General features: G+C 56.6%; 13 protein-coding genes. 2 read left to right on the top strand and 11 right to left on the bottom strand.

The genetic code is table 11. The annotated features are described in order from the left end of the window. The first annotated feature begins 30 nt into the window (after window positions 1-30). Window positions 31-1,161 (top strand): class Ia ribonucleoside-diphosphate reductase subunit beta, encoded by a 1,131-nt coding sequence (gene nrdB, locus O3C79_RS13995; RefSeq protein WP_494383598.1) that lies wholly within the window; start codon window positions 31-33, stop codon window positions 1,159-1,161. An 11-nt stretch (window positions 1,162-1,172) separates the two neighbouring features. Continuing rightward, complete coding sequence (gene yfaE, locus O3C79_RS13990; RefSeq protein ID WP_010322273.1) at window positions 1,173-1,439, top strand: class I ribonucleotide reductase maintenance protein YfaE; 267 nt, start codon at window positions 1,173-1,175, stop codon at window positions 1,437-1,439. Window positions 1,440-1,759: 320 nt separating this feature from the next. Here yfaE and nth read toward each other — a convergent pair whose 3' ends face one another. From nth to cysD, 11 genes are all read right to left on the bottom strand, one after another. After that, a complete protein-coding gene (gene nth / locus O3C79_RS13985; RefSeq protein WP_494385795.1) occupies window positions 1,760-2,395 on the bottom strand; it encodes an endonuclease III in 636 nt (211 codons plus the stop codon). 36 nt (window positions 2,396-2,431) lie between these two features. Continuing rightward, window positions 2,432-3,406 carry a sensor domain-containing diguanylate cyclase gene (locus tag O3C79_RS13980; protein WP_494383597.1) on the bottom strand — a complete coding sequence of 325 codons (975 nt, stop codon included), beginning with the start codon at window positions 3,404-3,406 and terminating at the stop codon, window positions 2,432-2,434. Further along, window positions 3,406-4,437 (bottom strand): response regulator, encoded by a 1,032-nt coding sequence (locus O3C79_RS13975; protein WP_494383596.1) that lies wholly within the window; start codon window positions 4,435-4,437, stop codon window positions 3,406-3,408. Before O3C79_RS13975 ends, O3C79_RS13980 begins: the two co-directional genes overlap by 1 nt. A gap of 113 nt (window positions 4,438-4,550) precedes the next feature. Beyond that, window positions 4,551-5,258, bottom strand: a complete 708-nt coding sequence (locus tag O3C79_RS13970; protein WP_494383595.1) for an electron transport complex subunit E — start codon at window positions 5,256-5,258, stop codon at window positions 4,551-4,553. Continuing rightward, the gene (rsxG, locus tag O3C79_RS13965; protein WP_494383594.1) at window positions 5,255-5,911 is read right to left on the bottom strand and encodes an electron transport complex subunit RsxG; all 657 of its coding nucleotides are present in this window, start codon (window positions 5,909-5,911) and stop codon (window positions 5,255-5,257) included. The genes O3C79_RS13970 and rsxG overlap by 4 nt, the downstream gene beginning before the upstream one ends. Next, on the bottom strand, window positions 5,908-6,963 hold the full coding sequence (gene rsxD / locus O3C79_RS13960; RefSeq protein WP_494383593.1) for an electron transport complex subunit RsxD: 1,056 nt from the start codon (window positions 6,961-6,963) through the stop codon (window positions 5,908-5,910). The genes rsxG and rsxD overlap by 4 nt, the downstream gene beginning before the upstream one ends. Window positions 6,964-7,014: 51 nt before the next feature. Continuing rightward, window positions 7,015-9,531, bottom strand: coding sequence for an electron transport complex subunit RsxC (gene rsxC, locus O3C79_RS13955; RefSeq protein WP_494383592.1), 2,517 nt, complete (start codon window positions 9,529-9,531; stop codon window positions 7,015-7,017). Continuing rightward, window positions 9,531-10,130, bottom strand: a complete 600-nt coding sequence (rsxB, locus tag O3C79_RS13950; protein ID WP_076459892.1) for an electron transport complex subunit RsxB — start codon at window positions 10,128-10,130, stop codon at window positions 9,531-9,533. The genes rsxC and rsxB overlap by 1 nt, the downstream gene beginning before the upstream one ends. Before the next feature lie 13 nt (window positions 10,131-10,143). Beyond that, entirely contained in the window at window positions 10,144-10,725 is a 582-nt protein-coding gene (gene rsxA, locus O3C79_RS13945) for an electron transport complex subunit RsxA (RefSeq protein WP_010322282.1), read from the bottom strand. Window positions 10,726-10,891: 166 nt separating this feature from the next. Then, entirely contained in the window at window positions 10,892-12,550 is a 1,659-nt protein-coding gene (cysN, locus tag O3C79_RS13940) for a sulfate adenylyltransferase subunit CysN (RefSeq protein WP_494383591.1), read from the bottom strand. Window positions 12,551-12,812: 262 nt separating this feature from the next. Then, window positions 12,813-13,730 carry a sulfate adenylyltransferase subunit CysD gene (gene cysD, locus O3C79_RS13935; RefSeq protein WP_494383590.1) on the bottom strand — a complete coding sequence of 306 codons (918 nt, stop codon included), beginning with the start codon at window positions 13,728-13,730 and terminating at the stop codon, window positions 12,813-12,815. Window positions 13,731-13,901: the final 171 nt, after the last annotated feature.

The following is a 13,901-nucleotide window of genomic DNA, read 5'->3' as shown; positions in this document are numbered from 1 at the left end:
GTAGTAGTGTTTTTTCAGGACAAGGCATTCATGTCATATTCTACGTTCAGTCCCAGTAATCACGATGCCACCCGTGAACCCATGTTCTTCGGCCGTCCCGTTAACGTGGCGCGTTATGACAAGCAGAAATACCCGATCTTCGAAAAGCTGATCGAAAAGCAGCTGTCCTTTTTCTGGCGCCCGGAAGAGGTCGATCTGACCAACGACCGCAAAGACTTCATGGGCATGCCGGATCATGAGAAGCACATCTTCCTCAGCAACCTGAAATATCAGACGCTGCTGGATTCTGTGCAGGGCCGCTCGCCCAACGTGGCCTTCCTGCCAGTTGTATCTCTGCCCGAGCTGGAAACCTGGTTCGAGACCTGGGCGTTCAGTGAGACGATTCACAGCCGTTCGTACACGCACATTATCCGCAACATCATCACCGAGCCTTCGGAAGTGTTCGACCAGATCGTCACTAACCCGGAGATCATCAAGCGTGCGGAAGCGGTAACGCGCCTGTATGACGAATTCATTCAGCTGGTAAATGTCTTCAGCGTACACGGTGAGGGTACCCATCGCATTGAGGGCGAGACCTATGATGTCAGCCTCTACAACCTGAAGAAGAAGTTGTACCTGACTCTCGTGTCGGTCAACGTACTGGAAGCCATTCGCTTCTATGTCAGCTTTGCCTGCTCCTTTGCCTTTGCCGAGCGCGCCCTGATGGAAGGCAATGCCAAGATCATCAAGCTTATTGCACGTGATGAAGCGCTGCACCTGACCGGTACCCAGCACATGCTGAACCTGATGGCCTCAGGCGCTGATGATCCTGACTTCAAACAGATTGCCGTTGAATGTGAAGATCAGGTGTATGCCATCTTCCGTGAAGCGGCCGAGCAGGAAAAGGACTGGGCTGAATACCTGTTCAGCGAAGGCTCCATGATCGGTCTGAATGCGCGCATTCTGGGTGACTACGTCGAGTACATCACTAATGTGCGTATGAAAGCTCTGGGGTTGAATGAGCTGTTCCCGGCGCGCCAGAACCCGCTGCCCTGGATGAACGGCTGGCTGGTCAGCGACAACGTCCAGGTTGCGCCGCAGGAAGCGGAGATCAGCTCTTATCTGGTGGGTCAGATCGACAACGATGTCGATACTGGCGACTTTGACGGCTTCGATCTGTAATAGGGCGGGTTATGTCAGGCATACCAAGGATCAAGGTTAATAATTACCATACCTTCTTCTATCAGTATGAGTTCTCGTTGCTGGATGCACTGGAGGCCCAGAGCATTCCGGCAGCCTACAGTTGTCGCGGTGGCTACTGTGGTTGTTGCAAGGCACGGCTGCTGGATGGTGAAGTCGAGTATGTTCAGGATAGCCTGGTTGATCTTCAGGATGATGAAATTCTGACCTGCAGCTGCCGGCCGGTGAGCCACATTGAGCTGGAGTTGCCGGAGGACTGAGTTGAGCCTTTTACAGGCGAAACCGGACACCTTGAAGTGGGTCAATGATTCACCGTGATTTTAGAAAAATGCGCCTTGACAGGGCGCATTTTTTGGATTGTGCACATGCAGGGCGGGCCTTGCACGAAGCCGGTGCATAACCGTCGAAAAAAAAATATGAAACGGTCTTGTAATATATAACTAATTGTTTTTATTGGTTTTTATTTCGAATTGAACAAAAAATTACCAATTCGCTGAAGGCCCTAAAATTGCTGGGCTGGGGCCGCTATTCCAAACATTATCCACTATTTTATCCACAGAAAATGTGAGTAACGGAAGGGCTAGAATTCGGTCTTTTCCTTGTAGTCGCAGAGGTCCTCAATCAGGCAAGAACCGCACTTGGGTTTGCGTGCCGTACACACATAACGGCCATGTAAAATGAGCCAGTGGTGAGCATCCACGAGAAAGGGTTTGGGAACATGGCGCAGGAGCTTCTTTTCCACGTCCAGTACCGTTTTACCAGGGGCAATGCCGGTGCGGTTGGAGACGCGGAAGATGTGGGTGTCTACGGCCATGGTCGGTTGACCAAAAGCGGTATTCAAGACCACGTTGGCGGTCTTGCGGCCTACGCCGGGCAGCTTTTCCAGAGCAGTGCGGTCCTGGGGGACTTCGCTGTCGTGCAGCTCAACCAGCATGCGGCAGGTCTTGATCACATTTTCGGCCTTGGTGTTGAACAGCCCGATGGTTTTGATGTGTTCTTTCACGCCATCGACACCCAGCGCCAGCATGGCTTTAGGTGTATTGGCAACCGGGAAGAGCTTGCGGGTGGCCTTGTTGACGCTGACATCTGTGGCCTGAGCCGAGAGCAGAACGGCAATCAACAGTTCGAACGGGGAGTTATATTCCAGCTCGGTTTCGGGATTGGGGTTTTCCGCCTGCAGGCGGCTGAAGATCTGGTAACGCTTGTCGGCATTCATGGAAAAACGGTCGCTATTGGGCAAACAAAGCAGCCATTATTCCAGATCCTCGGCCAGGGTGGTACGGTTGCGGCCACTCTCCTTGGAGTGGTAAAGCGCACTGTCGGTGGCGCGCATCCAACCCTCATGGGACTGGTGTTCATTGCGCGTCTCCTCAACACCGATGCTCACCGTAAATTGAATGGTGTTGCCGTTGTGGCGCACGATCATGGCTTCAACAGCTTGGCGCAAGCGCTCGGCAAAGTTGAGAGCGTTCTGGCTTGTAGTATCCACCAACAGAACCCCAAACTCTTCGCCACCATAGCGGCCGGGCAAGTCAGTGGTACGGGCATGGGACATCAGCATGGCGGAGAGCGCCTTGATGACCTCATCGCCAGCCTGATGGCCGTAGGTGTCATTGATGCGCTTGAAATGGTCAACGTCCATCATGACAAGGCTTGAGGGGCGCTGTGTGCGGATGAAGCGCTCGAATTCCTGTTCCAGGCAACTTTCCCAATGACCACGGTTGGCAAGACCGCTGAGGCGGTCTGTGCGGCTCAGGCGCGCAAGTGCCTCATTGGCCTGGTGTAGCCCTTTCTGACTCATGGCGGCACTGGTCATGTCATATACCATAATGCCGACATGGGTTACGGTGCCGCTGGGTGAGGTCAGTGGAATCAGCGTCACATTCTGGTACATGAACTCGGCCAGCCCTGTAATCGGGTGGTAGGGCTTGAACTTGAACAGGTAGGGACGTTCTTCCCAGGTGATGAATGCCTGGCTGCGCAGCAGGAATACACTCTCCAGCTTGCGTTGAAACCAGCGTGCCGGGAACCCTTTGAACAGCTCGTCCAGGCGTTTGCCCTGAGCAGCAGCGTCGCGAATGCCGGAGTGGTTTGCCATAAAGCTGTTCCACAGATGTACGCGGTAGTCGGCATCCAGCACGATAAGGCCCACATCCAGGTTCTGCAGCAGCCCCAGTTGCCAGTGCAGCTCTTCCATGTTGAGTGCAGTGTTGGGGTGATTCATCATCAGAGGTGCCTCACGAGTTCATTCAGTTTGGCCAGTGAGTCTTCAGTGAACAGCAAGAGAAGGTCGCAATTGATCTCCTGGCCTTCAATGCGATAACCGATATCGATACTCAGGGTTGTTTGTCGGGAACCGTGGCAGCACTCCGTTTGCGCCAGGTTCTCCTTGCGCAGCATCAGGGGAGAGCCCTGGCTGAAACGCAGGTCCAGCTGGGTCCCCAGGCCGTTGAGGAAGGCGCCAATCAGAACATTGGCAATATCCATCACCAGCTCGCGTTCAACCTGCTCGGTCAGCTTGCCGTCATGATTGAGCAGCTGGGCCAGGTTATCGGCGTTGCGCGTGGACATGGTCAGCAAGGCTTCCCCTGAAATGCCTGGTGCAATAAAGCCCTGGCAGACAGTGGTCAGGCTGTCGGCCTGAAATGCCTGCGCCAGTGTGGCTTCCAGCTCACAGGGTTCGACCAGCTGAATACGGGGAATCGGCAGTTCAATGAAGGTGTCGAGCAGCTTGGCCAGCAGGTTGGCAGCTTCACCCATGGCAACGTTAGAAAGCTCCTGATAGCTGTCACGCAGCGCAAGCGCGGTTTGAGTATCCGTCTGTTCGGCTGGTGAGGGCTGCGTCTCCTCGGGGGAAGGGGGGGGAGGTGGCTCTGACTGATTAAGTGCTTCCAGCAGGCCAAAGCTTTTCAGGGTTTGACTCAATTGCTGAAAATCGATGGGCTTGCGAATAAAGTCCAGCGCGCCCTGTTGCATGACACGCTCACGTGCTTCGGGCTGAATATCGCCGGACACGACAATGGTCAGTGTGGGCAGGTCATTGCTGCGGATGCGGGAGAGAACTTCGTAGCCGTCCATGAGCGGCATGTTCAGGTCAAGAAACAACAGCTCGCCCTTGCCGGCTCGAATCGCTTCGAGGGCTTCAAGGCCATTGGTTGTTTCGGTGATATCAACGTTCCAGAGTGTCAAGGCGCGTGCCATCTGGCGACGTGCAAGACGTGAATCGTCACAAATAACAACGGGTATCGAGCTGCCCACAAATCATCCCACTAGGTCCATGTGAATAGGAACATGCTAGCCTAGAGAAGCAACTTGACACAATGATTTCGGTTAAAGGGAGGCTATCAATAAGTCTATAGCCTCCCGGCTGTTTAGCCGGTGACACGGACCCGTTTACTGGGTGGGGCATCCTCGGGTTTGGGTGCAGACGCTTTGCGCTTTTCTTCCAGGCGCGCATCGATCACGTTTTTAAGCGCGATCATCAGGCCCAGGCCAACAAACGCACCCGGCGGCAGAAGTGCGAACAGGAAGCCGCGATAGTCATCGAAAATGACCAGTTGCCAGCTGCGTGCGGCTTCACCGAACAGCAGGTGCATGTTGGCAAAGAGCGCGCCGGTGCCCAGTAGCTCACGCATGCCGCCAAGCAGGACCAGAACAACGCTGAAGCCGATACCCATCATAAGGCCGTCGACGACCGAAGCGCGCACCGGGTTTTTCACCGCGAATGCATCGGCGCGGCCCATGATGGCGCAGTTGGTGACGATCAGGGGAATGAAGATGCCGAGAATCAGATACAGCTCATAGGTAAAGGCCTGCATCAGCAATTCGATAGCGGTTACGAATGAGGCAATGATCATCACGAAGATGGGCAGGCGAACCGTCTCTGGCACCAGTTTACGAAAAATGGAAACCGTCAGGTTGGAGCAGACCAGTACAATGGTACTGGCCAGGCCGAGGCCCAGTGCGTTCACGACCGATGCGGTCACGGCCAGCAACGGACAGAGGCCAAGCAGCTGTACCAAAGCCGGGTTGTTGTGCCAGAGGCCATCAATGGTGATCTTGCGGTAGTCGACACTCATTCTGTCACTCCTGCAGTTTGGGGCTGCGTGGTGTTCGTCACCGGCGTCAGCAGGTGGTCGCGATGGGCGCGGAAGAACTCAATCGCTCGAGCAGTCGCGCCGACAATGGCGCGGGGTGTGATGGTCGCACCGGTGAACTGGTCGAAGCGACCGCCATCCTTTTGGACGGCCCAGCTGTCATCACGGCCAATAGTTTTTTCAGCGCCGGTAAAGTCGAGGATCCAGTCTGATTTGCTTAGCTCGATTTTATCGCCCAGTCCCGGTGTTTCCTTGTGGCTGAGCACGCGCACGCCTGCCACCGAGCTGTCGGCATTAATGCCTACCAGCAGTTCGATATCACCACTGTAGCCGTCCGGGGCAATGACGGGCATAAGTACAGCGCGCACCTGTCCATCCTGAATGGCCTGGTACATGAGGGCATCTTCATCGAGGCCGAGCTCAGGTGCATTGATACTCAGGGTATGGTCAAGCAGGTCTGGGTCCAACTCGCGCGGCACAATCTCATAGAGCGCGCGGGCCTGGAAGGCTTCCTTGTTGTGCACTATGGCATCGCGGGTAGCGACCTGGGTGAGTGCGATGACGGCAGAGGTGACAATGGCAAACAGGCCGATGGCGATGGCGTTGCCACGGATTGCCTGGATCAGTTCGTTCATGAGTTGCCTCCACGTCCCTTGTTGGCTCGACTGTGGCCGTAGCTGCGTGGCTGGGTATACAAGTCAATAAAGGGTGCTGCCAGGTTCATCAGCAGTACGGCAAAGGCAAAGCCGTCTGGATAGTTGCCCCAGGTACGAATAATAAAGACCAGCAGGCCGATACAGGCGCCGAACACCAGGCGGCCGCGGTTGCTGGTCGCGCTGGAAACCGGGTCGGTGATGATAAAGAAGGCTGCCAGCATGGTGGCACCCGTCGTCAGGTGGAACAGCGGATCAGCATAGTTGTCCGGATCGAAGCCGAAGAACATGCTGCTGATCAGGCCCAGAGTAACCAGCATGGCAACCGGCGCATGCCAGGTGATCACCTTGCGATAGAGCAGGAAGATACCGCCCATCAGCCAGGCGGCGCTCACGGCATGCCAGGCGCCAATGCCCTGTGCCAGTACTTCAGACTGACGCCAGGCTTCCTCTGTTGTCAGGCCGCCGCGATGGCGAATCTCATCCAGCGGCGTGGCGCCGGTAAACTGGTCAAAGAAGACCGGCTCGGCACCGCCAAAGATGACTCCCAGGGTGTCGAAGAAGGGCGCAATGGACCAGCCTTCACCGGTCAGTACAAACGGCAGGTTCCAGCGGGTCATCTCCACCGGGAACGAGATCAGCAGCAGGGCATAGGCCACCATGGCCGGGTTGAACGGGTTCTGCCCAAGGCCGCCGTATAAATGTTTGGCGATCACAATGGCAACAAAGACACCGACTCCGGTGAGCCACCAGGGCGCCAGAGGCGGCAAGGCAACCGCAATCAGCATGGCGGTGACGATGGCGCTGTAGTCACTCAGGTAGAAGCCAAGCGGGCGCTTGCGCAGCTTGAGCATGGCGGCTTCAAAACCCAGCGCGAGCAACGCCGCCCAGGCGATCTGGATCAGCGTGCCCCAGCCGAAAAACAGGGTCATGGCCAGAATGCCGGGCAGCATCGCCAGCATCACCAGGCGCATCACATTGGCCGTGCTGTTGGCCTTGTAAACATGAGGTGAACTCATCCGGATCAGGGACATCTTGGATTCGATCCTGTTGGCATTAGGTTAAGCAGGCCGCCGAGCCAAGGCTCAGGCGGGTTCGTGCTGCTTCAGGGTTTCGTTCAGTGCGTCCGCCTTGCGCTTGGCAGCGACCAGTTCGCTTTCCAGTGAGGCGCGGGCGTCGTCTTCTTCGGTTTTGCTCAGCGAGCGCTCCAGCTTGGTGACAGCCGCACGCGCCATGGCAGCATCAATTTTCAGCTGCTTGAGGTCAACGCCCTTGGCGGCAGCGGCATCAATCAGGGCCTGCTCGGCAGCCTTGAAAGCCTTGTCAGCTTCTTCGTGGCGCTGGCGCAGTTCCTGAAGAGCCTGTTCGGCCTGGGTGTATTCTTCACCTTCCAGTCCCTCGAGTGCAGCTTCTGCTTTTTTCAGCTTGGTTCGCATGATGGAAACCTGCTGCTTCAGGGCTTTCATGTCTACGGGCGCTGCCTTGGGCTCTTCGGGTGCACTGCCTCCAGCCGCTTTCTCGGCATCCTGGTAAGTCTTGTCAGCCGCATCGGCCTTGGTTTCCAGTGCTTCCACGGTTGCACGCAGCTTATCCAGTCCGTCCAGGCCTTTGGATTCAGCGTTTTTGAGGGCATCACGGGCCTTCTTGAGCTTGGTGCGTGCCACTGCAGCTGCGGTTTTGAGCTGTTTTACGTCTGCGCCACCGGCGGGTGCTGCGCCGGATTGAGCCTGATCCAGGGTCTGTTGAGCCTTGTCGGCGGCGGCTTGTGCCCTGTTAACCTCGGCTTCAAGTGTTGCAAGGTCACCTTCGCCGGATTCACGAGCTGCATCCAGCGCTTTCTGTGCCTTTTTCAGCTTGGTGCGCGCTACGGCAGCGGCAGTTTTAAGCTGCTTGGTATCCACTTCTGTGGCAGCCGGTTTGCCTGCAGCGGTATCTGCCTGTTCCAGTGCTTGCTGTGCCTTATTTGCATTGGCTTGTGCAGTGGCAACGGCAGCTTCCAATTCGCTGATATCGCCTTCGCCTGATTCACGAGCGGCATCCAGGGCTTTCTGCGCTTTCTTCAGCTTGGTACGGGCAACGGCCGCTGCGGTTTTAAGGCTTGCCAGGTCGGGGGCCTGCGCGGTCGCTTCGGCTTCAGGTGTCTTGCGAGCCTTCTGCGCCTTGGCAGCTTCCTCGGCACGCGCCTTGCGGCGTGCTTCCTTCTCTTCTTTCTCGCGCTCCAGGCGTGCCTGACGTGCTTCAAAACGCTGGCGCGCGTGGTCGGCCTTGCGCTGTTCCGCTTCTTCGGTACGAATTTCGGACTTGGCAAAGCGGTAATACTGCACCAGCGGGATGCTGCTGGGGCAGACGTAAGCGCAGGCACCGCACTCTATGCAATCAAACAGGTTGTGATGCTTGGCCTTGTCGAACTCCTTGCCCTTGGCAAACCAGTACAGCTGCTGCGGCAGCAGCTCTGCCGGGCAAACCTGTTCGCACATGCCACAGCGAATGCAGGGTTGTTCCTGTTGGGCCGGTGGCATCTCGTCCTGGCTGGCGGCAATGATGCAGTTGGTGGTTTTGATCACCGGTATCTGATCATGCTCCACCGTGACACCCATCATGGGGCCGCCCATGACCAGACGATACAGCTTGTTCTCGTACACATGGGCTGCATCAAGCAGGTCAGCGAAAGGAGTACCGATGAGGGTGTCAAAGTTCTGCGGTTGAGCTACGGCATCGCCGGTCACTGTAACGACACGTGAAATTAGCGGCTCGCCACTATGGACGGCGCGATAAACAGCCGACATGGTTCCGACGTTTTGACACACGATACCGATATCCGCCGGGATCTTGCCGCTGGGTACTTCAATATCGGTCAGTAGCTTGATGAGCTGACGCTCGCCGCCAGACGGATACTTGGTCGGCACGACGCGAATATCCAGGTTCAGCTCGCAGCCCTTGAGAACCTTCTCCAGCGTATGAATGGCGTGCGCTTTATTGTCCTCAATGCCAATCATGATGTGGCTCGGCTTGAGCAGATAGTTCAGCACGCGGATACCGCCCAGAATCTCTTCAGCGCGTTCGCGCATCAGCATGTCATCGGCGGTGATGTAGGGCTCACACTCGGCTGCGTTGATGATCAGGGTGTTAACGATATGGTCGTCACCCAAATGCAGCTTCACATCGGTAGGGAAGCCTGCGCCGCCCATGCCGGCAATGCCGCATTGGCGGATATGCTCGATCACCTGAGAGCGTTCCAGTTGGGTGTAGTCACCCAGACCCTGGTGTTCAACCCAGTGATCCTCACCATCGGTTTCGATGCAGATGCAGTCGGAATCCAGGCCGGATGCATGGGGTACCGGGTGCGGACCGATCGAACGAATGGTGCCGGATGTGGGCGCATGCAGGGCCGCGCTGATGCGGCCTACAGGCTCTGCGATCAGCTGTCCCTTGAGGACCTTTTCACCCACTTCAACCAACGGGCTTGCAGCCATACCGATATGTTGCTGCAGGGGGACATACAGCATACGCGGCAGAGGCACGCGGCCGATGGGCTGGCGCGTAGATTGCTTCTTGTTCTCCGGCGGATGAATGCCGCCGTGGAATGCGAATACCTTGCCCATCAGACGGCCTCCTGCTGCTGTACCTGGCCACGACCGCGGTCAGTGGCAATCAGACTGGGGGATTCGGTCGGGGAGGGCCATTTCCAGTTGGCGATAGTGGTTTCCACCGGAATCATGTCAATGCAGTCCACGGGGCAGGGTTCAACACAGAGATCACAGCCGGTGCACTCGTCGGTAATGACGGTATGCATCTGCTTGGCGGCGCCCAAGATGGCATCTACCGGGCAGGCCTGGATGCACTTGGTGCAGCCGATGCACTCGTCTTCACGGATGTAGGCGACCATTTTGGCCTGTTCCTGGCCGTGTTCGTCATCCAGCGGAATGGCTTCCACGTCCAGCAGGTCCGCCAGTGCTTCGATAGTGCTCTGGCCACCAGGCGGGCATTTGTTGATGGCATCGCCATTGGCGATCGCTTCCGCGTAGGGGCGGCAGCCCGGGTAGCCACACTGGCCACACTGGGTCTGTGGCAGCAGACCGTCGATCTGGTCGACGATGGGGTTGCCTTCAACGCGGAAACGCACGGAGGCATAGCCCAGAATGATGCCGAATACGACAGCCAGACCAAATAGAATAAGGATTGCGCTAATTACAGTGGTCATTGCTTACTCCGCCTCAGAACTGCACGAGGCCGGCAAAACCCATGAACGCCAGCGACATCAGACCCGCCGTGACCATGCCAATGGCGGCGCCACGGAAAGGAACGGGAACATCGGCAACCGCGATACGCTCGCGAATGGCCGAAAACAGCACCAGCGCCAGTGAAAAACCGACCGCTGCACCAAAACCATAGGCGATGGACTCCACAAAGCCGTTCTGCTTTTTGATATTCAGCAGAGCCACACCCAGCACGGCGCAGTTGGTGGTGATCAGTGGCAGGAAGATACCCAGCAACTTATAGAGCAGCGGGCTGGTTTTGTGCACCACCATTTCGGTGAACTGCACAACAACGGCAATCACCAGGATGAAGGCGATGGTCTGCAGGTATTCCAGCCCGAAAGGTTTCAGCAGAGTGGAATAGACCAGATAACTGCATACCGATGACAGCGTCAGCACAAATGTGGTGGCCAACGACATACCCATGGCCGTTTCCAGCTTATTGGAGACGCCCATAAACGGACAAAGTCCCAGAAACTGAACCAGGACGAAGTTGTTTACCAGTACGGTGCTGATCAGTATGAGCAGAAAATCGGTCATAGCCCCTGTCGCTGCCAGAGCCCCACAAAGTGCGGGGCAGTATTAGATGCTGCTTAATTTTACCGGATTAATAACCTCAGGGTATAGGCCAGGTGTTGATACCGGGCAACCCTGAGGTGGGGCTGGTCAGCTGGTTTGGCGTGACAGCCCCGTCGTGACGGGCCGGTTAGATCAATTCAGCCTGCTTGATCTTGACCAGCAGCGCCTGCACTTGTTCCGTCGGCGTGCCGGACAGTTCGCTCAGGTTGACCTTGAGATCGGCGTTGGCGGCGTCAGCATCGGTGAGCAGCAGCAGACCAGCCGCTTTCAGCGTATTGGCCTGGGCCAGGGTTTCACCGCGCACAACCAGCGGCATACGGCCTTGAGCAAACAGCTGCTGCTCAAGCGTATAGAGCAGCGTGTCGGCTGTGGCGCTGTCGGTACCGGTCAGGCTGACCAATGCAGCCTGCTGACCGAAGCGACGGGCGCGCAGTTCGGTGGTCAGCGCAGAGCTGTTGTGCAGCTCGATGGAGTCACCTTCAGCGTTCTCGCCGATCACCATGCCGGCGGCAACAGTGGCATTGGTAAGACGGTCAACGATGATGAATGAACCTGTGCCCTTGTGACGGCTGTAGTCGTCCGCAATCACCGGGGTTTCCATCTGGATCTCGACCTGAGCAATTTCGTTCAGGTTCAGGGATGCGGTCGGTGACTGCTGCAGGGTGTTGACGTCGATCGCGTGATGGATGGCGCTGACACGGCCCGCGGTGCGTGTCGTGGACAGCTTGATCTCATAGTTGCGACCCGCCTGCAGCGGCTGCTCGGACATCCATACCAGGTTGGCATTGAAGCGGCTGTAGGTTTCCGGCACCTGATTGCTGTGAACGATCACATCACCACGGGAGATATCAATTTCGTCTTCCAGGGTCAGGGTCACGGCCATGGGCGCGAACGCCTGCTCCAGTTCACCGTCGAAGGTAACGATGGATTTGACCTTGCTGGACTTGCCGGACGGCAGCACGGTAACTTCGTCACCCGGGCGTACAACGCCTGAGCTCAGGGTACCGCAGTAACCACGGAAGTTGAGGTTGGGGCGGTTAACGTACTGGACCGGGAAGCGCAACTCGTCAAAGTTGGCATCGCCGGCAATCTCGACGCTCTCCAGCGTTTCCATCAGAGACTCGCCCTTGTACCAGGGCATGCTCTCGGACGGATTCACCACGTTGTCGCCCTTGAGAGCGGAGATCGGCGCGAAGTGAATGTCCTTCAGGCCCAGACCGCTGGCAAATTCCAGGTAGTCTTTCTTGATCTGCTCGAATCGCTCTTCGCTGAAGTCCACCAGGTCCATCTTGTTAACCGCGACCAGGGTGTGCTTGATGCCCAGCAGAGACACGATGAAGCTGTGACGACGGGTCTGTACCTGTACGCCGTGACGTGCATCGATCAGGATGATCGCCAGGTCACAGGTGGAGGCACCTGTGGCCATGTTGCGAGTGTACTGCTCGTGCCCCGGGGTATCGGCAATGATGAACTTGCGCTTGGCGGTGGAGAAATAACGGTAAGCGACATCGATGGTGATGCCCTGTTCACGTTCGGCCTGCAGGCCATCAACCAGCAGGGCCAGGTCCAGTTCTTCACCGGTGGTGCCGACTTTCTTGCTGTCGCTCTGGATCGCAGCCAACTGATCTTCATAGATCATCTTGGAATCGTGCAGCAGGCGGCCTATCAGAGTGGATTTGCCATCGTCTACGCTGCCGCAGGTCAGAAAGCGCAGCAGTTCCTTGTTCTCGTGCTGATCCAGGTAGGCATCAATATCAGTTGCGATCAGATCTGATTGGTGTGACATCGTTATCTCTTCCCGTGTTCTGTCTGTATGTGGAAGCCGCCTGAGGCCTGGTTCTGTGGGAGAGCACTGTGGGGCGCACTCTGTGCGCGAATTCCCAAGGCATCTTTCCCATATCGCTCACAGAGTGAGCTTCCACATATCCAAATGCTTGCTGTTGTGAGCGCGCGCTCCGCGCGCGAATACCCAAGATGGTTTCCCATTCGCTCACGGAGTGAGCTCTCACATCTATGCTGTCTTTTCAGTTGGCCTGCGAAGCTGCAGATCAGAAGTAACCTTCCATCTTCTTCTGCTCCATGGAGCCGGCGCTGTCGTGGTCGATGGCACGGCCCTGGCGCTCAGATGTAGTGGTCAGCAGCATCTCCTGAATGATTTCAGGCAGGGTATCGGCTTCGGACTCCACGGCACCGGTCAGCGGGTAGCAGCCAAGAGTACGGAAGCGGATCGGCTTCATCATCGGGACTTCACCGTCGGCCAGCGGCAGGCGCTCGTCGTCGACCATGATCAGCATGCCGTCGCGCTCTACGACCGGGCGAACAGCCGAGAAGTACAGCGGTACCAGCGGGATCTGCTCCAGGTGGATGTACTGCCAGATATCCAGCTCGGTCCAGTTCGACAACGGGAAAACACGAATGCTTTCACCCTTGTCGACACGGGTGTTGAAGGTGTTCCACAGTTCGGGACGCTGGTTTTTCGGGTCCCAGCGGTGGTGCTTGTCACGGAAGGAGAATACGCGTTCCTTGGCGCGGGACTTCTCTTCATCACGACGGGCGCCACCAAAGGCCGCATCGAACTGGTACTTGTTCAGTGCCTGCTTCAGGCCCTGGGTTTTCATGATATCGGTGTGCTTGGCTGAACCGTGCTCGAACGGGCTGATACCCATCTCAACGCCCTCGGGGTTGATATGCACGATCAGGTCCATGCCGGCTTCCTTGGCCATCTGATCACGGAACTGGATCATCTCCTTGAACTTCCAGGTGGTGTCCACGTGCAGCAGCGGGAAGGGTGGTTTGCCCGGGTAGAATGCTTTACGGGCAAGGTGCAGCATGACGGAAGAGTCCTTGCCTATGGAGTAGAGCATGACCGGATTATCGAACTCGGCAGCCACCTCGCGGATGATGTGAATGCTTTCAGCTTCGAGCTGCTTCAAATGGGTCAGGCGGTGTTCCGGCAACTGATTCATCGTATGACTCTTTCGGTTGATTAACGCACAGAGAGCACATTGGGCTCATAACTGGAGCGCATTATGTCGAACTGTTTATAAAATAAAAAAGAATAAATATGAATTTTTATATGCTCTAAATGAATATGAGTCATTCAAGAGAGGTCTAAGAGTGACAGGGGTGAGCATAGG

The organism is Marinobacterium sp. NO-S09 (genome assembly GCF_059179545.1).
This window is presented reverse-complemented; position numbering and strand designations above follow the sequence as displayed.